This is a genomic window from Granulicella sp. WH15, from assembly GCF_009914315.1.
Taxonomy (GTDB): domain Bacteria; phylum Acidobacteriota; class Terriglobia; order Terriglobales; family Acidobacteriaceae; genus Edaphobacter.
This window is the reverse complement of sequence record NZ_CP042596.1, coordinates 4545955-4568456: the sequence shown is the minus strand read 5'-3', so window position 1 is coordinate 4568456 and position 22502 is coordinate 4545955. Positions and strand designations below refer to the sequence as shown.

At 61.9% G+C, this 22502-nt stretch carries 18 protein-coding genes; 7 read left to right on the top strand and 11 right to left on the bottom strand.

From position 1 onward, the window contains the following. Positions 1-12 precede the first annotated feature (12 nt). The 3 genes from FTO74_RS18865 (at position 13) to gyrA (ending at position 8618) form a co-directional block, all read left to right on the top strand. Positions 13-1743: a GMC family oxidoreductase gene (locus FTO74_RS18865; protein ID WP_162539520.1), complete on the top strand. Its 1731-nt coding sequence runs from the start codon at positions 13-15 to the stop codon at positions 1741-1743. A 292-nt stretch (positions 1744-2035) separates the two neighbouring features. Then, a complete protein-coding gene (locus FTO74_RS18860) occupies positions 2036-5461 on the top strand; it encodes a carboxypeptidase regulatory-like domain-containing protein (RefSeq protein ID WP_255462392.1) in 3426 nt (1141 codons plus the stop codon). Positions 5462-5609: 148 nt separating this feature from the next. Then, entirely contained in the window at positions 5610-8618 is a 3009-nt protein-coding gene (gene gyrA, locus FTO74_RS18855; RefSeq protein ID WP_162539519.1) for a DNA gyrase subunit A, read from the top strand. A gap of 228 nt (positions 8619-8846) precedes the next feature. Here gyrA and FTO74_RS18850 read toward each other — a convergent pair whose 3' ends face one another. The 3 genes from FTO74_RS18850 to FTO74_RS19890 all read right to left on the bottom strand — a co-directional run bounded on the left by FTO74_RS18850 (position 8847) and on the right by FTO74_RS19890 (position 12395). Further along, positions 8847-10580 carry a M20/M25/M40 family metallo-hydrolase gene (locus FTO74_RS18850; protein WP_162539518.1) on the bottom strand — a complete coding sequence of 578 codons (1734 nt, stop codon included), beginning with the start codon at positions 10578-10580 and terminating at the stop codon, positions 8847-8849. Positions 10581-11000: 420 nt separating this feature from the next. Further along, positions 11001-11753, bottom strand: coding sequence for a glycosyltransferase family 2 protein (locus FTO74_RS18845; RefSeq protein WP_162539517.1), 753 nt, complete (start codon positions 11751-11753; stop codon positions 11001-11003). A 147-nt stretch (positions 11754-11900) separates the two neighbouring features. Beyond that, positions 11901-12395 carry a c-type cytochrome domain-containing protein gene (locus FTO74_RS19890; RefSeq protein ID WP_255462391.1) on the bottom strand — a complete coding sequence of 165 codons (495 nt, stop codon included), beginning with the start codon at positions 12393-12395 and terminating at the stop codon, positions 11901-11903. Positions 12396-12474: 79 nt separating this feature from the next. On the opposite strand from FTO74_RS19890, the gene FTO74_RS18835 reads away from it, so the two are divergent. Continuing rightward, complete coding sequence (locus tag FTO74_RS18835; RefSeq protein WP_162539516.1) at positions 12475-14094, top strand: DUF5715 family protein; 1620 nt, start codon at positions 12475-12477, stop codon at positions 14092-14094. A gap of 287 nt (positions 14095-14381) precedes the next feature. Here the strand turns inward: FTO74_RS18835 and hscB are convergent, their stop codons facing one another. Then, positions 14382-15023, bottom strand: coding sequence for a Fe-S protein assembly co-chaperone HscB (gene hscB, locus FTO74_RS18830; protein ID WP_162539515.1), 642 nt, complete (start codon positions 15021-15023; stop codon positions 14382-14384). A 97-nt stretch (positions 15024-15120) separates the two neighbouring features. On the opposite strand from hscB, the gene FTO74_RS18825 reads away from it, so the two are divergent. Further along, entirely contained in the window at positions 15121-15819 is a 699-nt protein-coding gene (locus FTO74_RS18825; protein WP_162539514.1) for a DUF6624 domain-containing protein, read from the top strand. Positions 15820-15974: 155 nt separating this feature from the next. Continuing rightward, positions 15975-17030, top strand: a complete 1056-nt coding sequence (locus FTO74_RS18820) for an aldo/keto reductase (protein ID WP_162539513.1) — start codon at positions 15975-15977, stop codon at positions 17028-17030. Positions 17031-17141: 111 nt separating this feature from the next. On the opposite strand, the gene FTO74_RS18815 is transcribed toward FTO74_RS18820, so the two are convergent. Continuing rightward, on the bottom strand, positions 17142-18476 hold the full coding sequence (locus tag FTO74_RS18815) for a protein kinase (RefSeq protein ID WP_162539512.1): 1335 nt from the start codon (positions 18474-18476) through the stop codon (positions 17142-17144). Positions 18477-18516: 40 nt separating this feature from the next. On the opposite strand from FTO74_RS18815, the gene FTO74_RS18810 reads away from it, so the two are divergent. Next, complete coding sequence (locus tag FTO74_RS18810) at positions 18517-18669, top strand: hypothetical protein (protein WP_162539511.1); 153 nt, start codon at positions 18517-18519, stop codon at positions 18667-18669. A gap of 58 nt (positions 18670-18727) precedes the next feature. Here FTO74_RS18810 and FTO74_RS18805 read toward each other — a convergent pair whose 3' ends face one another. The 6 genes from FTO74_RS18805 to FTO74_RS18780 form a co-directional block, all read right to left on the bottom strand. After that, positions 18728-19225: an iron-sulfur cluster assembly accessory protein gene (locus FTO74_RS18805; RefSeq protein WP_162539510.1), complete on the bottom strand. Its 498-nt coding sequence runs from the start codon at positions 19223-19225 to the stop codon at positions 18728-18730. Between the two features lie 2 nt (positions 19226-19227). After that, the gene (locus FTO74_RS18800; protein ID WP_162539509.1) at positions 19228-19701 is read right to left on the bottom strand and encodes a DUF2335 domain-containing protein; all 474 of its coding nucleotides are present in this window, start codon (positions 19699-19701) and stop codon (positions 19228-19230) included. Continuing rightward, positions 19698-19910, bottom strand: a complete 213-nt coding sequence (locus tag FTO74_RS18795) for a hypothetical protein (protein WP_162539508.1) — start codon at positions 19908-19910, stop codon at positions 19698-19700. Before FTO74_RS18795 ends, FTO74_RS18800 begins: the two co-directional genes overlap by 4 nt. Positions 19911-20054: 144 nt before the next feature. Then, entirely contained in the window at positions 20055-20477 is a 423-nt protein-coding gene (iscU, locus tag FTO74_RS18790; RefSeq protein WP_162539507.1) for a Fe-S cluster assembly scaffold IscU, read from the bottom strand. A 63-nt stretch (positions 20478-20540) separates the two neighbouring features. Next, positions 20541-21809 (bottom strand): IscS subfamily cysteine desulfurase, encoded by a 1269-nt coding sequence (locus tag FTO74_RS18785; protein WP_174242279.1) that lies wholly within the window; start codon positions 21807-21809, stop codon positions 20541-20543. A 103-nt stretch (positions 21810-21912) separates the two neighbouring features. Continuing rightward, positions 21913-22425 (bottom strand): Rrf2 family transcriptional regulator, encoded by a 513-nt coding sequence (locus tag FTO74_RS18780; RefSeq protein ID WP_162539505.1) that lies wholly within the window; start codon positions 22423-22425, stop codon positions 21913-21915. Positions 22426-22502: the final 77 nt, after the last annotated feature.

The following is a 22502-nucleotide window of genomic DNA, read 5'->3' as shown; positions in this document are numbered from 1 at the left end:
ATCTAACGGCCCATGTCTACTTACTACGACGCGATCATCATCGGAACCGGGGCTGGCGGCGGTACGCTGGCGCTGCACCTCGCGCAGGCGGGCAAGAAGATCCTGGTGCTGGAACGCGGTCCGTTTCTGCCGCAGGAGCGGCTGAACTGGGACACGTCGGCCGTCTTCCTCGACAACCGCTACCACACCCGCGAGACGTGGCTGGACAAGGACGGCGGTGAGCTGCATCCGCAGCAGGCTTACTACGTCGGCGGCCAGACCAAGGTCTATGGCGCGGCCATGTTCCGCCTGCGCGTAGAGGACTTCGGCGTGTTGCACCACAAGGGCGGCATCTCCCCGGCCTGGCCCATCAGCTATGCGGACATGGAGCCCTACTACACCCGCGCCGAAGAGCTCTTCCACGTCCATGGCAGTCTGGGTGCGAATCCACCGGCCAAGGACGGCGGGTTAGGCAGCGAGTTCGATCCTACCGAGCCCTTCCACTCCAGGCCCTACCCCTACGCGGCCTTCACCAACGAGCCGCGTATGCAGGCTATCGAGGAGGACGTGCGCAAGCTCGGCGTCCGCACCTTCCCCATTCCGCTCGGCCTCAAGCGCAACGAGGCCGACCCGGTCGCCTCCCCCTGCGTCCGCTGCGACACCTGCGACGGCTACCCCTGTCTCGTCCACGCCAAGAGCGACTCCGACATCAACTGCATCCGCCGGATCATGCATCTGCCCAACGTCACCCTGATGACGGAGTCGCGCGTCACCCGGCTCATCACCAATGCCGCGGGCACGGAGATCGCAGCAGTGGAGGTTGTCCACTCCGGCCCCGGCGCGGACCCGAAGGGAGAGCTGGCGCAGTACTCCGGCAGCATCGTCGCGGTCTGCGCCGGAGCGGTCAATTCGGCGGCGCTGCTGCTGCAATCGGCCAACGACAAGCACCCGCACGGCCTCGCCAACGCCTCCGATCAGGTCGGCCGCAACTTCATGTACCACCAGGCCGACGCCATCCTGGCCCTCTCGTTGCACGACAAGAACGAAGACAGCTACACCAAGACCTGGGGCACCAACGACTTCTACCTCCGCGACCCTGACGGCTCCTACGAGTTTCCACTCGGCCAGGTCCAGCCCATCGGCAGCTTCCACGCCGAGATGATGCAAGGCGACGCGCCGTTCTTCACGCCGGGCGTGGTGCTCGAAAACATGCGCCACCACGCCGTTCCGTGGTGGCTCACCACCGAAGACCTGCCCGACCCCGACAACCGCGTTACGGTCCGCAATACCACGCCCGGCTCGATTCCAGACTCGATTCCAGTCCAGTCGCCCGGCCCCGCCGGAGCCCACGGAGCGTCCGAGTTCACGGCGCACAACTTCGCCGCCGCCACCACGGTAGCCGCTCCCGGCCAGATAACCCTGAGCTACACCCCTAACAACGTCGAGTCGTTCAAGCGCCTGCAATCCCGCTGGCTCGACGTGCTCCGGCGTGCCGGTCACGCTGAAGGCTCAGTGCCTCTGCACGCTTACTTCAAGAAGCGCATCCCTCTCGAGGGCGTCGGCCACCAGAACGGCACCTGCCGCATGGGCGCGGACCCGGCCACCAGCGTCCTCGACATCCACTGCAAGACCCACGAGATCGACAACCTCTACGTCGTCGACGCCAGCTTCTTCCCGTCGGCCGGTGCGGTCAATCCGTCGCTCACCATCATCGCGAACGCCATCCGGGTAGCCGATCACCTGCTCACCGAGCGGCTCAGCTAAAAAGAAGAGCTGTATTCTGTTACTTTCGTAACTCATTTCATTGTCATTATTTGCTGGAATGAAACCTTTTTTATTCAGAGAAGCGCGAAATGCGTTACGGAAGTCCTTTTCTATGTCAAATTGCATCCGTCATCCATTGGTATGTATTTGCCATCCTGAATTTCATATAAAAGATATGGTTTTGATTTTGACTAACTATTCACAACACGTTGATTCAGTGTTTCTTAGGACTAATGCACAGACCTTATGAGAATGGCATGAGAAATGCTCTATAGCTGCCAAGGAGCAACTAATGAAAATGTACTTTCCCAAATCTGTCTTGGCTGCGTTCCTACTCCTTCTGGCGCCTCTTGGCGCTGCGGCACAGATCACCAGCGGTGATCTGGCGGGAACCGTCAAGGATGCGACCGGCGCTTCTATTCCGAATGCTGCCGTTGTTGTCACCAACGAGGCGACCAACGTCTCCACCAAGATCTCCACGAACGGCAGCGGCGAGTATCACGCGTCCAACCTTCTTGCCGGCAAGTATGACGTTGTCGTTACTGCCTCTGGCTTCCAGGTCACCAAGCTCCGCGGAATTGCGGTTGACCTGAACAAGACCTCGACCTCAAACATCGCTCTTTCGATTGCGACCAGCACGTCCGTTGAAGTTACTGCGGAAGCAGGTGCTGTTCTCGATACGACGACCTCGAACCTCACCACTACCTTCCAGCCGGCAGAGATGAACATTCTCCCGAGCGCCACTGTGGGCCTCGGTGTTCTGAACCTCTCCCTGCTCAGCCCCGGTGTTGCCTCCTCGGGTGGTATCGGAACCGGTGTGGGACCCTCCGTCGGTGGTCAGCGTCCCGACAACAACAACTTCACCATTGAGGGAATCGACAACAACAACAAGGGTGTCACTGGTCCTCTCGTCTACATCCCGAACGATGCGGTTGGCGAGTTTTCGCTCATCACCAACCAGTTCTCTCCCGAGTTCGGACACTCCTCCGGTGGCCAGTTCAACACCAACGTGCTGAGCGGAACCAACAAGTTCCACGGCGTCGCCTACGAGTACTTCCAGAACCGGAACCTGAACGCCATCAACCTTCCGGCTGGTCAGAACCTGCCCAACCCGCGCTTCGACGATAACCGTTATGGCGGTCAGCTTGGCGGACCCATCCTCCACGACAAGCTCTTCTTCTTCGTCAACTACGAGCGCCACACCACGGGCCAGAGCCTCCAGTACCAGATCTGCACCCCGACCGCTGCAGGTCTGGCCACGATCGCCAGCCTGCCGGGCCTGAACTCCACCAACGTCCAGCAGTATCTGCAATACACCCCAGCCTCCCCCAACCAGGTGAATGCCACGAACGACTCGGCCTGCTTCAATCAGCCCTCGGGCGGGCAGTTCCTCAGCATCTATCCGAATGGTACCCCGGCAGGGATTACTCCTTATCCTGGCGGTAACAACGAGGGAACCGTCTACGGCTCCGGCACGCCCACCCAGATCCCCTTGGGCAACTACGTCGTCAATGCGCCGTACTTCACCAACTACGATGCGCTCACGACCTCAGGCGACTGGAACATCTCCCCGAAGGACAACCTTCGTCTGCGCTACATCTACAACACGGAAGGCACAGAGGATACCGCGGCCTATCTGCCGGTCTTCTTCCAGACCCTGCCGTTCCGCTATCACCTGATCGCCATCAGCGAATACCACACGTTTACCCCGCACCTGACCAACGAGGTTCGTGTCGGTTACAACCGCTACTTCAACAACACTCCGTCCGGCAACTATACCTATCCTGGCCTGGATTCCTTCCCGAACCTGACCTTCTATGATCTGAACGGCATCAACTATGGTCCGGACTCAAATGCTCCTCAGTCCACCGTTCAGAACCTCTATCAGTTCACGGACAACATCAGCTACGCGAAGGGCAACCACAACTTCAAGATCGGCTTTGACGGCAGAAAGTACATCTCGCCTCAGACCTTCACCCAGCGCGTGCGTGGCGATTACGAGTGGGACTACCTCACCGAGTACCTTCACGATCTTGCTCCGACGGCCTTCGGTCAGCGTTCCACGGGTAACTTCATCTACTACGGCGACCAGACCGCACTCTATGGTTATGCCAACGATACCTGGCGCGTCCGCCCGAACCTGACGCTGAACTATGGCGTTCGCTACGAGTTCACCTCCGTTCCTGTGGGTGAACGTACCCAGAACCTCAACCTCGCGGCTTCCGTTCCGGGCCTTATTAACTTCAGCTCGCCCCAGCCTCAGAAGACCAACTTCGCTCCGCGCGTCGGCATCAACTACGCTCCGGACGATAAGACCTCCATCCGCGCCGCCTTTGGCGTTGCGTATGACGTCCTCTTCGATAACCTGGGTCTGCTCTCGTTCCCGCCGCAATACTCTTCCACCACCACCGTCGGCACCAACTTCGGTCAGCCCGGCGATCCTAACTTCCTGGCCAACGGCGGACTTCCGGCCGGGACCGGTACGCTTGCGACCTTCCCGACGCTCGCAGCGCAGCGTGCCGCCACCTCTGCTTATCTGCCCAATCAGTTTGTGCCCTATGCAGAGACCTGGTCGCTGGGTATACAGCATGTCTTTGGCTCTAACTACACCGCTGAGGTTCGTTACGTTGGAACCCGCGGCATCCATCTGCCGACGCAGGATCAGATCAACATCACTCCCAAGGTGACTGCACAGAACCAGCTCTTCACCTCTACCACAATCCCGCTTGATCCTGGCCAGAACTATGCCACCATTCCGACCGCGGGCAATGCGAACAATCTCCAGGCCATCGAAAATGGTTCTAACATCCTCCCGCAGTACGCTGCAGCTGGCTTTACGGGAGCAATCACTTCGTACCAGCCATACTCTAGCTCGAACTACAACGGTCTTCAGACCAGCCTTGTTCGTCGTATGCATGACGGTCTCATGCTGAATATTGCTTACACCTTCAGCAAGACGATGGACGATGCGACGGCCTCGACCTTCTCAACCGTGCTTACCCCCCGTCGTCCTCAGGACTCGCAAAACGTCGCCGGGGATTACAGCCGTTCGGCTCTCGATCGCAGCCATCGCCTGACCATCGCTGCGGTGTACGATCTGCCCTACTTCAAGCACTCCAACTGGGCACTCAAGAACCTGGCTGGCAACTGGATCATCTCGCCCACCTACGTCTATGAGTCGCCCGAGTACGCAACCGCTCTCTCGGGAGTCAACTCGAACCTCAACGGCGACTCTGCAACCATCGACCGTCCGCTCATCAACGCCAACGGAGCCAAAGGTGTTGGAACCGGTGTCGCACCGGTCTACAGCTCGACCCTGGCAGCGAACTGCGGCGCTGGCGTAAGCCAGTGCGATGCCAACCTGGTTGGTTACACGGCTCTTACTCCCAATGCCTACTACATCCAGGCGGGAGCAGGAACCCTGCCCAACGCGGCTCGTAACTCGCTCTCCATCCGGCCGATCGACGATTTGGACGCCAGCGTCAGCAAGCGTATCAACATCACCGATCGCTACGCGTTCGAGTTCCAGGCCCAGGCCTTCAACGCACTCAACCACCCGCAGTACATCCCGGGTTCGTTGAATAACGTCAATACCAACGAGACCGATGCCCTGTCGACGCAGTTCCAGTCGGTCAGCAACCCGGCCTTCAACCATCCGGAGCTGCTCTTCAAGAGCAATGCTCGTACCTTGCAGCTGGCGGTCAAGCTCAGCTTCTAACCGGCTTGCTGTACACGGAAAGGCGTCCTTCGGGGCGCCTTTTCCGAGTTTTAGCCTCCTCTTTCGGGACGAATAAAAGCCCGGATCTGTGCAGATCGCAAATGCGTCCTTTACCCCGTCAAATCAGGCATTTATCATGGTGTAGACCATGCCTGACGATCTGTTCCCCGAAGACCCTACCCAGCCCGAAGTTCCCTCCCCGCAGGACGCAGCCTCGAACAACCCGCCGCCCGCAGGATCTCCCCCTGAGTCCACCGTCCAGGGCCGTGGCGCTCTCTCGATGCTCTCCATCAACGTCGAGGAGGAGATGCGCCGGTCGTACCTGGCCTACTCCATGTCGGTCATTATCGGGCGCGCGCTGCCCGACGTCCGCGACGGACTCAAGCCCGTGCATCGCCGCATCCTCTACGGCATGCAGGAGATGGGCCTCCAGTACAACAAGAAGTACACCAAGTCGGCCAAGGTCGTCGGCCACGTCATGGGTAACTACCACCCCCACGGCGACTCCGCCATCTACGACACCATGGTCCGGCTGGCCCAGCCCTTCTCGCTGCGCTACCTCATGGTCGACGGACAGGGCAACTTCGGCTCCGTCGACGGCGACTCCCCCGCCGCCATGCGTTACACCGAGTCCCGCCTCACCCGCATCGCCGGTGAGATGCTCGCCGACATCGACATGGACACGGTCGACTTCGTCCCCAACTACGACGAGTCCACGCTGGAGCCCTCGGTTCTGCCCGCGCGCATCCCGAACCTCATCATCAACGGGTCGTCCGGTATCGCCGTCGGTATGGCGACCAACATCCCGCCGCACAATCTGACTGAGGTTCTGAACGCTTGCCTGGCGCTGCTGAACAAGAACCCGCAGGACCACCGCGGCGACCTGGAGCTGGTGCTGGAGCACGTCCTCGGCCCCGACTTCCCCACGGGCGGAACCCTCTTCGGACGCACCAACATCCCCCAGACCTACCGGACCGGCCGCGGCCGCTTCATGATGCGCGCCAAGTGCCACATCGAGAACATCTCCGGCGGCCGTCAGGCCATCGTCGTCGACGAGATCCCCTACCAGGTCAACAAGTCCAAGCTCATCGAGCGCATCGCCGAGTTGGTCACCGAGGGCGTCATCACCGACATCGCCCGCGACGAGTTCCGCGACGAGTCCGACCGTGACGGTATGCGTATCGTCATCGGCATCAAGCGCGGGGCCGAGCACCAGATCGTCCTGAACCAGCTCCACAAGCACACCCAGATGCAGGAGAGCTTCTCGATGATCTTCCTGGCCGTCCACAACGGCCAGCCTCGGGAGCTTTCGCTCGATCAGGCCATCCGCGCCTTCCTCGACCACCGCCAGGACGTCGTCCGCCGCCGCACCAGCTTCCTGCTAGGCAAGGCCCGGGATAGAGAGACCATCCTCCTCGGTCTCCAGATCGCACTCGACCACCTCGATCAGGTCATCCGCATCATCCGCCAGTCCACCTCCCGTGCGGACGCCCGCGAGAACCTCTTCGCCTACTTCTCGAACCGTACCATCAGCCTGCAGGGCACGGAGCTGCGTGGAATCACGCTCGACCCGGCCAAGTACGGCGTCGATCCCAACACGCTGCCCATCTCCGCTACCTCGGCCACGGGCGCGACGCTGATCCTCAGCTACCGCCAGATCGACGCGATCCTCGAATTACAGCTCTACCGCCTCACCCAGCTTTCCATCGACGAGCTGCTGCGCGAACTGGCGCAGGTGCGTGAGAATATCGCCGAGTTCGAGTCCATCCTGGCCTCCGCGGCTAAGCTGCGCTCGGTCATCTCGGCCGAGCTGACCGAGATCCGCGACAAGTACGGCGACGTCCGCCGCACCATCATCCTCGACGAGACCGCCGAGCTTGGCCTTGAAGACCTCATCGCCGACGAGCAGGTTGCTGTCACGGTCTCGAACACCGGCTACCTGAAGCGCACGCCCATCTCGACCTACCGCCAGCAGCGCCGGGGAGGCACGGGCCGCATCGGCATGAAGACCCGCGACGAGGACTTCGTCGCGCAGCTCATCATCGACTCGACCCACGCCTACCTGCTCTGCTTCACCAACACGGGCCGCGTCTACTGGCTCAAGATCTACGAGATTCCCGACGTGGGCACCACCGGCAAGGGCAAGGCGATGGCGTCGCTCATCGACCTGCAGCCGGGCGAGAAGGTCGTCGCCATCCTGCCGGTCAAGAACCTGACCGAAGAGGGCAAGAACGTTCTCTTCGCCACCCAGAAGGGCACGGTCAAGAAGACGCCGCTCAAGGACTTCTCGAACGTCATGGCTCGCGGCATCATCGCCATCGGCATCGACAAGGACGACGAGCTGGTCGGCGCGCGCATCACCGACGGCCGCCAGGTCATCTTCCTGGCCACCCGCGACGGCATGGCCATCCGCTTCGAGGAGACCGACCTGCGCCCGATGGGACGGCCTGCCTATGGAAACAAGGGCATCGACCTGCGCAAGGACGACTACGTGGTCGGCCTCTCGGCTACGCCGTCCGAGGCTGCACGCCGCGAGCGCCGCAAGGAGGCCGTTGACGCGCTCGGCATCCCCGATCTGGCCGCGAAGCTCGGCCTGCTCGACCCCGCCGCAGCAGCGCCCGACGCCGCTACCCTCACGGTTGCCACCGACTCTGAGCAGTCCGAGCTTGTGCCGTCGGAGCCGGAGGAGGGTAACCCGATCGACAAGCTCGACAAGGCCACCCTGCGCGAGGTCGCTCGCGCGCTGAACCTTGACGAGAAGGCTGAACGCGCCGCCCTCACGTTGGAGATCTCCGCCTCACTCGCCATGACCCCCTGCCTGATCCTAACGGTGACGGAGAACGGCTTCGGCAAGCGTACGGATGTGGACCGCTACCGCCTCCAGTCGCGCGGCGGCAAGGGCGTCATCAACATCAAGGCCACAGCCAAGACCGGCAAGGTGATCGGCATCCAGGTGGTCGACGAGACCACCGAGATGATGGTCATCAGCCAGTTCGGGAAGATCATCCGCATCGACACCAAGCAGATCCGCGCTGCGGGCCGTGCGGCGCAGGGCGTCAAGCTGCTGAACCTGGAGGATCAGGACAAGGTGGCTGCGGCGATGGTCATCCCGCCGGAAGAGGCCAAGGCCCAGCCGGAGAACGGAACCCTGCTGTAAAGCTGAAGTCCTCCCGTTGGTCGGAAGCGAAATTCTCGTTTCCGACCAGCGGGAGGACCGTTGCTTTTTAAATCACCCAAACAAGTATGAAAGTCACGAAGTGACCACCCTCCGCGTAGGAGGCCCGTCCGGCAGGACATGTCTTTTGCCGTCGAGAGACAACAGCAAAAGCGTCCTCACGCCGGACGGGCGGCACTTCGTGCGGTACTCGACGCTTCGCGTGAAGAGCTACTTCACAACATGCGTCTTCGGCCTAGGAGCAGTGGTGGTCGTCTGCGAGTACTCCCAGATAGCCGCCGCCACGATCTTCTCCGCTCCCGCCATCCCGTTATCCCAGCGCGAGCCTTCAATCGTGTAGTACTCATTCGCCGCATGAGCCCGACCGCCCTTACCGCCGCGCGCGCCCATGCCCATCGGGATCGAGACCGAGCCAACCTTCTGCCCCACCTCGCCATCGCTGAACAGGTAGCTCGGCCAGTAGCCGCCCGAAGGATCAGCCTGGTTCACGCCCAGCGGCTTCCACTTTCCGCCGATGTCGTAGTGGTCGGACGAGGCCATCTGCTGCCCACTGTCATCGCCACTCAGCCCCAGCATCGCAGCGGCCTTGCGGTGCGCCACCGAGATATCCGCATCCGGGGACGACCCCCGCGACCACGGCACATCCCCGATCAGCTTCATCTCGACGTCCTTATAGCCGTTGCGATCCAGCGTCGCCCGCAGTTGCTTGATGATGTTCATCCCATCCATCTTCGGCACATAGCGGAAGCCGTGCTTTGAGACGACCTTGTTCGGCAGAATCGCGCCCGCGCCACCCGGGAACATATTGCCGCCCCAGATGCCGTCGAGGTTGAAGCTGATGCCGTAGCGCCCGTCCTTGATAACCTCCAGCGGATCGTCCGACATATACCGCGCCACGCCCTGCCCCTCGGCCATCTTCTTCAGATCGGTCTTGGCCGCGCGCTTCTTCAGCTCCTCCATCTGCTTGGCATTGGGGAACTCGCGCCCGTTATCCCACCCCGGAATATTCGGCGTATTGCCGTCCTTCGAGGTCAACGAGGCCAGCATCTGGATGTGCCGCCACGCCGGGCTGTCGGTGGTGCGCTTCATCACGCCGTGTACGTCGGAGTCGGTCGGCCCGCGCCCCCAGGACTTGCCGCTGGTCGTCAGTTCCACGTAGACGCAGCCCTCGGACGGCCCGCCCGCATACAGCGCATCGGCCTCAGCCAGCAGGTCGGAGTGGTCCTTGATGAACTTGCGCAGGCCAATGTCCATACGCTCCTCATCGCCCTCGGCGATGAAGATGAGGTTCACCGGCAGCTTGCCGTTGACGGCCTTGTAGGCCATCAGCGCGTTGAGTTGCGACATCTCCGGCCCCTTGGAGTTGGTGGCTCCGCGTCCGATCAGCACCCGCGGAATATCCGGCAGGTCCGCCTGTGAGCCGGGGATGACATTGGCGGCAAACGGCGGCGAGACCCACGCATCCGGCTGGGTCACGGGCATGGTGTCGTACTGCCAGTAGATGGCGACGGTCTTGGGCGCACCCTCGTCGCACTTGGCGTAGACGACCGGGTTACCCGGCGAGCCGTACTCGGTGATGCCCACGTCGTAGACACGTGTCTGCTGGCAGCCCAGCTTGTCGAAGAAGCCTTTGACCATCTCGGCCGATTCGGGAATGCCCTCGCCGCTGTTCGAGATGCTGGGCTGCTGAATCCACTTCTGCAAATTCTCCACATGCTCATCGATGTGCGCGTCGATATAGTCGAACACCTTCTGCAACTCCGGCGGAGCGCCCGTCACCTTGGGACCCACGCCGCTCGGTCCATTGGGATGGACGTTCAGGGCATTTTTAGAGGCGACTTTTGCGAGGTTTGTGCCTGGAGCGGGCTGCGTGGTGCTCTTGCAACCGAGCGGTAAGAGGGTAGTTCCCATGAGAAGAAGACATCCGGCCCAACGTGTCTGCATTCCATTCCTTTCGCAACTGAGGTTGTTCTACGGGGATAGAGAAAGCTCAAGGCATCCGGGAAGAACCTGCTCCGTGATACGAAGGGGTTTCCTGCGATGCGCGAAGGCTCGCAGGGAAGGGGCATCGTCGGCGGAGTTTATCTCTGGCGCTTCGTAAATGCGGGCAAGCTAGGATTTGGGGCAGTGATGTGAGAAGCGTAGCATGACGCTCGCTAGCGGGAAAGTAACTTCGTTGTAAAGTACGGTTCGAAGTTAGGGCACGGCTTCAGCCACGATCAGTCGTTGCCTGTTCTTTTGGTTGTCATTCAGGAGCGAAGCGGAGGAATCTGCTTCGCTTGCAATGAGGAAAGACTGTCCTGCCGGACGGGTCCGCTACGCGCGGGGCGGGCGTTCACACGCCTTTTTACTGCTTCGCGTGGTTTATCCTTCGAGCTGCTCTTCGCGGATATCGATGTACTCTTCCGTAAACGGGCGCTTGCGGAAGGTCGTCCAGAAGTAGTTGATCGTGTACCGCGCCGCAATCGTCAGCATCCCCTCGTGTTTCAGACGCCGTGCCGACGAGAACATCTTCAACCCAAAGGTGAACTCCACCTTGCCCAGCCGGTTCATCCTCCGGGCGATATCCGTATCTTCGCCGTAGAAGGAGATAGCCAGGTTGAAGCCGCCGATCGACTCCAGCGCCGAGCTGCGCAGCACGAAGTTGCCGCCCTGCACCATCGACCCGGCGCGCAGCACGTAGCGGTTTAGCACGTAGACCATAAAGGCCAGAAAGTAGAAGAGCTGCACGCTCACCCGCTGGGTCGGTGTCAGGTCGTAGTAGACCACCGGCCCGCTCAGCGCCACCAGCTTCTTGTCCGCTTCGAACTCGCGCAACACCGTCTGGACCCAGCCCGGCGTCAGCCGCGAGTCGGAGTCCACATTGGCGATCAGCTCGCCCGAGCTGGCCCCAAACCCCGCCTGCCGAGCGTAGGTCAGGCCCTTGCGCGGCTCGTCCACGACGGTCACGCCGGGGTAGCTCGCCGCCACCTCCCGCGTCCGGTCGGAGCTGGCGTTGTTCACCACAATAATCTCGACGCCGCCTTCGAGATCCCGCGTCTGCGCGAGGATCGACTCCAGGCAATCCGGCAGATAACTCTCTTCGTTGTAGGCGGGGATCACGAAACTTAGTCGCATACCACCAACGCTAGTCTCTTCGTGTTACAGGCAGGAGAAACGTCCGCATCAAGGTGGCTTCCTCCCCTATATTCCCAAAAAGAAAAGCTTTTCACGCGAAGCGTCCAAGACCGCACGAAGTGCCCCGGCGTGAGGGCGCTTTTGTTTCTATGGCTTACGCACATCCTCAGGCATCACGGCCCCGGCCTTGATCCACCGCTCTACGATGGCGATATCGGCGTCGGACATCCTCGGCTTATTCGGCGGCATGGGCCTGGGGTCGTTCGCGGGGCCTTCGTGGCGCATCAGCTTCACCAGTGTCGACCGCCCCGGATCGCCCGGCACTAGGATCACTCCGTCGTGGCCGCCCCGCATCATTCCAGCGCGGGAATCCATGTTCAGCCCGCCGCGATGATTCATTCCGCCGTGGCAGCGGGCGCAGTTGGCGGCGAATATCGGTTTTACCCGGGTCAGGTAGAACTCCGGGCGGGCGGCGTCATCCGAAGAGGGCGTCTGGGGTTGAATCTGGGATTTGCCCTGAGTCTGGTCCTGAACCTCGACCGGAGCCTTGGCTGGAGCGGAGGACGGAGCTAACCCACATGAGGTCAGCCCGATAGCCGCAACTCCCAAACCTGCGCATAGACCCCAAACCCGCACTCGCACCCGATCTCCTATTAGCAAGAAAGTCAACGGAACCAGCCTCAATACTTACACACTCGCACCGGCCGATCTACTCTCGATCTTGCTCTGGCGCTCCGCGACTGGTTCCTTCAACATGCGCGCAAACGCCCCTAAAATCCTGTTTCTGGCGCCCTTGCTCGTCACCGGCGCGGCCCTGTTCGCGCCCGTAGCCCAGGCAAAGCAGACTAAGCCGCACCATGCCCAGCCGGTCGCCCACGCTGCCGCCGCGCGAACCGCCCCGGCCACGCATGCGGTTGCTGCTGCGCGTGAGTCTGCTCACTCCAGGTCATCTAAAAACACTTCTTCTCGCGTCCGTGAGGTCGAAGAGCCGGTCAGCTCGCGCCATTCGAGCAAGGTCGAACGCGTCTCTGCCGCCAAGGCGGAGCCGAAGTCTCGCCGTGAGCTGCGCGAGTCCCGCTCCGAGAGTGTTGAACGTGTCGAGGTAGATCGTCACTCCCGCAAAGGCCGTCACGAGCAGGAGCAACCCACGCTCACCCGAGTCCACGGCCGGGTCGTCGAGCTGGAGCGTTCGCATGACTCCCGGCGTCCCGCTCCAAGTATGCTGATCCCGGTGGAGGAGCCGCGCCGCCACTCTGCCGGTCCGGTTCGTACGGCTTCGCTGTCCCGCGCGCCTGAGCCGGTCCGTGAGCCTGAGCCGCTTCGCGCCGCTGCCGAGCCAACCCCCGAGCTTCCGGCGCAGCCTGAGGTCCACGTCAGCCACAACCGCAAGCTGCACCACACCGCCTCCGGCGTGGAGCCTTCGGACGAATTGGCTCCCAATTCTCCAGTTGCCGCGCCTGCCGGTCATCTGGAGAGCGGCGTCTCTCACCCCGATACCGACGATGAGACTGCCCCGCGCGTCCGTTCCGCTGCCGTGGCTGTTCCAGCCGTCCAGCCCGTGCAGCTACCGTCCCAAAACCAGCCTCAACTCCACGCAGTTGCACCAAAAAACGTGGTCGTGGCCAGTGTGGTGCGGCCCGTTGCGGCGGCTCCCCGGCCTCAGCCCCAGCCGGTTGCTGTAGAGGAAGAGACGCCCGCCCCGGAGATCCTGCCCGCGCTCTACAACAAGCGTGGCCGCCTCATCATGCCGCCGCCGCTCAAGGGATCGCACGAGATTCTGCTGCGCCAGAACGAGGTTGCCGACCGTGAGGGCCTCGACCGCGTCCGCGACGATGAGGACTTGCGCCAGATGCGTGAGGCCCATATTCTGGTCGCGCTGCCGGAGAACGAGGCCATCTACTCGGATGAGCGGCTTCCGGCTAACCGCCGCTTTGTGCGGCCGTGGACCGCGCAGTTTCTCAGCACGCTGGCCCGGGCGCACTACGCCCGCTTCCACACGCCGTTGCAGGTCAACTCGGCTGTGCGGACGGTGGAGTTTCAGCAGAAGCTCATGCGTGTCAACGGCAATGCCGCGCCCCCTACGGGCGACACCGCCTCGCCGCACCTGACCGGGCAGGCGGTCGATCTGGCCAAGCATGGTCTTTCCATGACCGAGATCGCCTGGATGCGCGGGTATCTGCTGCCGCTGGTGCAGGAGGGCAAGGTGGACGTGGAGGAGGAGTTCCAGCAGTCCTGCTTCCACATCAGCGTTTATAAGAAGTACCTGCCGTCGGGAGCGCCTGCGCATCGTGGGATCAGCCGCCGTAGCTCGGCTACTGCTCTGGCCACTGCCATCCGGTAAAGCATTTGGTGCCGTTCTCCCGTTGATCGAGAAACGCTCGTTTCCGACCAACGGGAGAACTTTCCTCATGTGAAGAAAGCATACCTCGGGGGCTAAAGCCCGGACCTACCCCAGAGGCAACGACAACGACAAAAGCAGAAGCAGATTCCTCCGCTTCGCTCCTGAATGACAACCAAAGAACAGGCAACAGCAGGTGCGCCCTTGCGCCGGGCGGGCGGCACTTCGTGCGGTTCTCGACGCTTCGCGTGAAAGGCTTTATCCGCGTTGGGTTTTTCCGTGAGCGGCGGCTACTCGCTTAGCGTCTCGTTTACGTCGCGCACCAGGTTGCGCAGGTAGCTCCGCTTGTTCAATAGAGTCACCATTGCGTCTTTGGCCTTGTCCATCGCTGGGCGGTCGGAGGCTTCCTCGGCCTGATCCCATGCGGTCCAGAGGTTTTCCAGCTCGGTCTGGGTCGCGGCCATGCGGTCGTCGAAGCTCTGTTTTGCGGCCAGCAGGTCGCGGCGCAGCTCCGGCTCGTCCTCGCCCATCTGTTTGGCGGCCTTCATCTCCATGAGCTGCATATTCAGCTCGAAGACCTCTTCGAGCAGCTCGGGCGGCACGATCTGCTTCTTGGCTGTGCCGGAGGTGCGCGCCGCCTCGGTCGCGGCCTTGGACTGCTCCTCCAGCTCGACGCCCTCGAGCGTCAGCAGGTACTGCGTGCGCAGGACCGGCTCCTTCAGGGTCCGGTAGGCGTCGTTCAGGAAGGACGACTGCGCCAGCGCGGCCTCCTGCTCGGCCACGGGCTTGGCGGCGAAGCGGTCCGGATGCAGGCGGCGCGACTGCGCGTAGAAGCTCTTTTCGAGCGCGGCGGCGTCGAGGTGCAGGCGGCGGGGCAGGCCGAAGACGGTGAAGTAGCTCTCGTTCCAGATCGGGTTAGGGGAGTCGCTCATGAGTGTTCAGATTACCGGAACACCGGCAATGATGCAGGCGATGCTTAGGCTGGTTCCCCGGCGGCGGTTCCTCAGGGTAGGACACTATACTTTGCCCATGTCCCTGCTTTTTGCTAAGTCGTCCGCCGCGCTGTTGAGTCTCGTCCTCGCCTCTCCTGTTGTGATGTCTGCGCAGGCAGCTCAACCGGCTTGGAAGCAGGAGTTGCAGCAGCGACATGACGCGTTGGTCCAGCAGAACGGACCCGGCACCGACACCGCTCTGCGCGACCAGTTGATGGGGATGCGGAACCAGGACCGCGTAGCGCGTGGGTTGCAGCAGGCTCCGGGGACGAAGCCCGCCATCGCCACCAATCTGGCCGAGATCGACGCGTCGCTGACCGAACAACTGAAGGGAATCGTGAAGGCGAAGGGCTGGCCGACGATTGCCCTGGTCGGCATCGAAGCCTCGAATGGGGCCATGCTGATCCTGACCCACACCGCCGACCATGAGTGGCAGCGGAGCCTGCTGCCGACGCTCGTGAATCTGGCCGACGCGGGCAAGATCGACGGCTCCACGCTGGCGCTGGTGGTGGATAAGGAGCTGATCGCCGAGGGCAAGCTGCAACGCTACGGCTCGCAGTTCAAGCTGGTGGATGGGGCTATGGCCATGTACGCGGTTGAAGACCCCGGTGGGCTGGACCGGCGGCGGGCGCAGGTGCTGCTTCCGCCGATGGATGCTTATAAGCAGCAGATGGCTTCGATCTACCATTTGAAGGTTTCGAATCAGATTGTGATGGCTTCGCCTTCGGTTCGATAGAAGCAACGGCAACAGCGTCCTCGCGCCGGACGGGCGGCACTTCGTGCGGTGCTCGACGCTTCGCGTGAAAAGCTTAATTGACTTGGTTGCAAGAGTCTTCCGTTCGCGCTCCCGCGTCCAATGGGAACGCCGATGACTCGGCCAAGGACAAAATCATGGAATACAAGACACTCGGCAACACCGGCCTGCTCGTCTCCACGCTTTGCTTCGGCACCATGACCTTCCACGGCGGCAGCGGTTTCTGGAAGGCCATCGGCGACGTCGATCAGGCAGGGGCCGACGAACTGGTCAAAGGCTCGATCGACGCGGGGATCAACTTCTTCGATACCGCCGATGTGTACTCCGAGGGCGAGAGCGAGCGCATCCTCGGCCAGTCGCTCAAGAACCTGAACATCGCCCGCAAAGACGTCGTCATCGCCAGCAAGGTCTTCGGCCGCACAGGTCCCGGACGCAACGACGTGGGGGCCTCGCGCGGGCACATTATGGACGCGATTGAAGGCAGCCTGACCCGGCTGGGCACGGACCACATCGACCTCTACCAGATTCACGGCAGCGACGCGATTACGCCTCTCGAAGAGACGCTGAGCGCGCTGGATACTCTGGTGCAGCAGGGCAAGGTGCGGTACATCGGCTGCTCGAACTGGCAGGCGTGGCGGATTGCCAAGGCGTTGGGGATCTCGGAGCGGAAGAACTTTGCTCGGTTCGATACGTTGCAGGCTTACTACTCGATTGCAGGGCGGGATCTGGAGCGGGAGATTGTGCCGCTGCTCGAAGAGGAGAAGACCGGGCTGCTGGTGTGGAGTCCGCTGGCTGGCGGGTTGCTCTCGGGCAAGTTTACGCGGGAGAACCAGAAGCCCGCGGGGTCACGGCGGTCGGAGTTTGATTTCCCGCTGGTCGATAAGGAACGGACGTGGAAGATTCTGGATGTGATGGTTCCGATTGCGGAGGCGCATGGGTGCAGCTCGGCTCGGGTGGCGCTGGCGTGGCTGCTGACGCGGCCTGCGGTGACCTCGATCATCATTGGGGCAAAGCGGATGGATCAGCTCAACGACAATATTGCGGCGGTGGAGCTGAAGCTTTCGGCTGATGAGGTGAAGGCGCTGGATGAGGTGAGTGCGCTGCCGCTTGAGTATCCGGGGTGGATGATTCCGTTCCAGAACTCGAATCGGTTGCAGCCGGGGCCGCGCCCGAATGTGGGGACGAAGTCGTAAGACACGCGGAGCGTCCAAAACTCCACGAAGTGGCGCCCGCCCGGCGTTAGGGCGCTTTTGCTGTTGCTTCTTAAACAAAACCGGGTGCCCTGGATGGGGACACCCGGTTCTTTATTTGTAGAAGCGGCTAAAGGTATCGAGCGGCAGGCCGGAGCGGCGGGCGCGGTTGCGGACGGCCTCGGCCTCGCGTTGGCTCATGACTCCGCCCAGGGCGACGAAGTAGGGGGAGCGCCCCGTCGGGGTGAAGAGCTGTGGGTTCAGGCCGGGGTGCTGTTTTTCAATCGCCTGAATACGGATTTGGGCCTGGTCTTCGTGGTTGAAGGTGTAGGCGATGACGTGCCAGCCGGGCTGCGAGGTGGTGGCCGGTGCTGCTGTGGTCGGTTGAGGTGTAGGAGCGGGTTCGGGTGCAGGAGCGGCGGCTGCCGGAGCCTCTGTTTGGAGGGCCGGAGTAACGGTGGGCTTGGGGGAGCTGTGGCGATTGAGCAGCCAGATGCAGAGGATCAGGATGAGGCCCGCAGCGCCGATGGGGAGCCAGCGGCGTGCCAGCCGGAAGGGCTCCTCGGGGGATTCGGTTTCGACGCGGTGGAGGTGTGGGGTCTGCATCCGCAGGGGGGCTTCGGCTGGCTCGGCGGCAGGCTTTGTTTCTACGACGGGCGGTGTGGCCGGTTGAGGCTTTGTGGCGCTAGGGGTGGGTTGGGCCGCTCCGTTTTGGGCGGCTTTTTCGGCGCTGACGGCCGGGGTTGGCGCGGGCGTGGGTGCTGGAGGGGCGAGCTTGCTGACGATCTCCGCCAGGCCCCAGGAGCCGTCGACGGCCTTGGGGATGACCTGGTGGAAGGGTGCGGGCAGGCGGCCCGAAAGGCCCGGGTTCCGGTCGAGCGTGAGGCACTCGAGCAGCAGCAGGCCGAGGTCGTGGACGTCGCGCTGGCGCAGGGCTTGGCACTCGGCTGGAGGGTTGAACTCGGGGTCGGGGATGCACTCGCGGACGCAGTCGCTGCGGAGCTTGATGACCTCGCCGGTGGCGACGACGTTGGCGGCCGCGACCTGGGTGTGGATGAGGCTGGTGGCGTGCAGGGCGGAGAGCGCGGCGGCGACGCTGAGGGCTACCTCGGTGGTCTCGGCCGGGGTGAGGGGGCGCTCCTTGAGGATGTCGGCCAGGTTGGCGTCGGGCGACTCCATGAGCGCGTAGGTGAGGCGCACGCCGTCGAAGGTGGTCTTGCCGAAGCTCTTGATGGTGACGAGGTTGGGCTGGTGGACCTCGGAGACCTGACGCCAGAGCGCCAGCATCTCATGCTCGTCGTTGAGCGACTCGGTGAGGCGGATGACGTCGAGGTTGCCGTCCTTGCTGGGGGTGATAAAGAAGGCGCTGCGACCCTCGGGACGGAGCAGCTTCTTGAGCGGATAGGCGTCGGCGATGATCTGGCCTTCGTAGTCGTTCCAAAGATGCATGGGCGGGGTCCGATCCGGTACGGTGACCTGGGGAGATGGCATGGCGCTACGCGCGCAACATGAGCTGCAAGCAAATTGTCTGCCATTTGTAATTCGGCTGAAATCTGCTTCAACAATAATTATGGCCCATAAAAATCGGGCATTTTTGGCTGGTAAGATGCGTAAGTTCTTCCCCGTGCAGGCCAATTTTTAGGAATCTTAGGAGATTCCTTTGGGCCTGTTGGCTGTTTTTTGCTTCTTTGTGGAAAAACTCAGGCGGAGAAACTGGAGCCGCAACCGCAGCTCTTGGTGGAGTTCGGGTTGATGAAGTTGAAGCCTTGGCGCATGAGGGTCTCCTCGAAGTCGAGGACCATGCCCGCCAGGTAGAGGAAGGACTTGGGATCGACGAAGATCCGGACCGCCTGCGCACCGGAGGGATCGTTCGGAGTCTCGAGGCCAGCACCGAAGACGAAGGTGCGGTCGCGCTCGCGGGGCTGCGTATCGAAGCGGATGTTGTATGACAAACCAGAGCAGCCGCCGCCGGTGATGCCCACGCGGAGGCCGCCAGCGGTGGGCGAGATGCCCTCCTTGGCCATGGCGATGCGGATGCGCTTGAGGGCGTTTTTGGTGATCTCGATGGCCTGCTTGGCGCGGGGCTGCTGGCCCTCGGCGGTGAGCAGGGTCATGCCCGCGAAGGGGTCTTTGGGTGCAGCGGGCGCGTGGGCACTCATCGCTTGACTGGTGGTCGACGATATGGAGACTGTGGACATGATTATTTCGCCTGGGGACTGGAAGGTTTGTTCTTTTCAGCCCGTTCATTATCTTGCTGGTGACGTTTATAGAGATAGGTTCCGACGAGTACGGCCAGGGTCGAGAACAGAGTGCTTAGGCCTGCAAGACTCTTCCCATCGTGGGACAACCAGACTCCTCCTCCAACGCCGAGCAGGCCAATGAGTGCGCCACTTATCGTTCCCAACTTCTGGCTAAAAGCACCAGATGAGATGGCAGTTGCTTCCATCCTGCGGCGGTGAGTGGACTGGGCTTCAAACTGAGAAAAAATCCGCTCTGCGGAGCCAGGGATAATCTCTTCAAATTGGCGCAGAACCTCCGGTGGAGGCAACGGGCCAGAATAGCTTACGAATTCGACAGATCGCGACACCGCATTGACATTATCAACTTGCCCTGGTTCAGCAGAGGAATGATGAGCTAGCTGGGATGTATGCTTCTGCTGCGAGCGTCGGTTCACTTCCTTTTTGCCTGCTCGATTGCGATGCCTAGATCCTTACCAACCACTAGCCAATCACTGGTGATTGCACGCTCGTCTGCTTCTTCTCCGGTAGCACTCGAGTTGTACGCATCGAAGGTACCACCGAGATCGAGCGCACGCGCGAAGCCGCTTCCGAAGGAGGGACGGGCGAACAGGAAATCCGTACGGGCTGATGCTTTAGAGTTCATATGGACTCACAGACATACTACACATATCGCACGTTGCGATTGCATCTTTAGAGGATAGAGCCAAAATATCGCACAAGGCTCTTTCTCGGGCGACGTGAGGCAGCAGAGCATTGCAACTCCACTGCCTCCCGTGAATACGCCGTTTTAGTGAGCGGCGACGACGGCTGCGTGCTCAGTTTCGGCGACGTTGTTCTTCTTCTTCCAGTCGCCGATGGCCGCGCGGATCGCGTCTTCCGCGAGTACCGAGCAGTGGATCTTAACCGGGGGAAGCGCCAGCTCCTTGACGATGTCCGTGTTCGAGATCGTCAGGGCCTCGGCGATGGTCTTGCCCTTGACCCACTCGGTGGCGAGCGAGCTGGAGGCGATGGCCGAGCCGCAGCCGAAGGTCTTGAACTTGGCCTCTTCGATGACCTGGGTCTCGGGGTTCACGCGGATCTGGAGACGCATGACGTCGCCGCACTCCGGCGCGCCGACGAGTCCGGTGCCGACCTCGTCCGAAGACTTGTCGAGCTGTCCGACGTTGCGGGGATTGCTGTAGTGATCGACTACCTTATCGCTGTATGCCATGTGGATTCTCCTGATGCTTACTGATTAGATGATATGGCGGTGAAATAGTCACCGGATTAATAATTAGTGGGCTGCCCACTCGATCTTGCTCAGGTCGATGCCTTCCTTGACCATCTCGTAGAGCGGGCTCATCTCGCGGAGGTGTTTGACGACCGTGATGATCTTGTCCGAGACGTAATCGACCTCGGCCTTGTTGTTGAAGCGGCCGAGTCCGAAGCGGATGGAGCTGTGGGCGACGTCGTCGCCGAGGCCGAGGGCCTTGAGGACGTAGCTGGGCTCCAGCGTGGCCGAGGTGCAGGCCGAACCGGAGCTGACCGCGATGTCGTTAATGCCCATCAGGAGCGACTCGCCCTCGACGTGGACGAAGCTCATGTTGAGGTTGCCGGGCAGGTGGTGCTCCATGTTGCCGTTGACCGTGACGTAGTCGAGCGCATTCTCGAGCTTGGCTTTCAGGTAGTCGCGGAGCTCAGCTTCCCGCTTGGCCTCCTCGGCCATCTCGTTCAGCGCGATCTCGCAGGCAGCGCCCAGGCCGACGATGCCGGGGACGTTGAGCGTGCCCGAACGCATTCCGCGCTCGTGGCCTCCGCCGTTGATCTGCTCGGTGATCTGGACGCGCGGGTTGCGGCGGCGGACGTAGAGCGCGCCCACACCCTTCGGCCCGTAGATCTTGTGGCCGCTGAGCGAGAGGACGTCGATGCCCATCGACTGCACGTCGACCGGGATCTTGCCGACGGCCTGGACGGCGTCGGTGTGGAAGAGGATGCCCTTGGACTTGCAGAGCTTGCCGATCTCGGCGACGGGCTGGATGACGCCGATCTCATTGTTGGCAAACATGATCGAGACCAGAATGGTCTTGTCGGTCATGGCTGCTTCGAGGTCGGCCAGCGAGATGAGGCCGTCGGCCTGCACGGGCAGGTAGGTGACCGAGTAGCCGGACTTCTCGAGCTTCTTGCAGGTGTCGAGGACGGCCTTGTGCTCGGTGACCTGGGTGATGATGTGGTTGCCGCGCTCACGGTACATCTCGGCGATGCCCTTGATGGCGAGGTTGTTCGACTCAGTCGCGCCGGAGGTGAAGATGATCTCTTTGGCCGAGGCTCCGATGAGCTTGGCGACCTGTTCGCGGGCCTTATCGACGGCCTGCTCGGCTTCCCAGCCGAACTGGTGGTTGCGGCTGGCGGCGTTGCCGAAGATCTTGCCGAAGTAGGGCAGCATGGCGTCGAGCACGCGCGGGTCCATGGGGGTGGTGGCGTGGTTGTCCATGTAGATGGGCAGGGTGACGCCCTCGGGCAGGGGCTGGCCGGAGTCCGTGATGATGAGGCCGTTGGTGGTCATGTTGGAGTTCTTTTCCATCTGGATTGCGGTTTCGTCGGTCATATGGGGGCTCCTGAACTTGTGCTGCTGAACTCGTATGTCTCTGAACTCTAGGCGCTTGGGGTTACAGCGCGATGCTGACGAGGCCGCCGCCGAGAGGGGCTTTACGGGCAGCATGTTCGGCAGAGGTCTCAGCCGGATCAATTAAGTCCGATATTTTGATGCCGCTCAACAGGTCTTTGATGCTGTCGTTTACCTTGCGCAGCGGTTCTTTAATAGTGCAGTGGCTATCGAGATCGCAAGCGCCGTGGATGGTGATGCAACTAGTGATGAAGAGCGGGCCGTCGATGGCGCGGATGACCTCGAAGGCCGAGATCTCCGCAGCCGGCTTGGCCAGCGCGTAGCCGCCGTTGGTGCCGGCGTGGGAGATGAGAAGGCCCGCGCGGGCGAGGGTCTGGAGAATCTTGGCCAGAAGCTGCGGGGGGATGTGGTAAGCGTCGGCGATGTCCTTGGCGGACTGGGCTCCCGTAGATGGAACTGCGCCGACGACTGGATGCAAGGCAGACTGGGCCGCCTGCTCGGCCAGGTACTTCAGGGCCATCAGTCCGTAGTCCGCTTTTTTAGTCAGGCGCAGCATCTTTGGTCTCGGGGGAACGACGACCAAAATGGACGGTATTCCCTATTTCTAGTGTACGGCTGGGCGGGTGGGGGCGC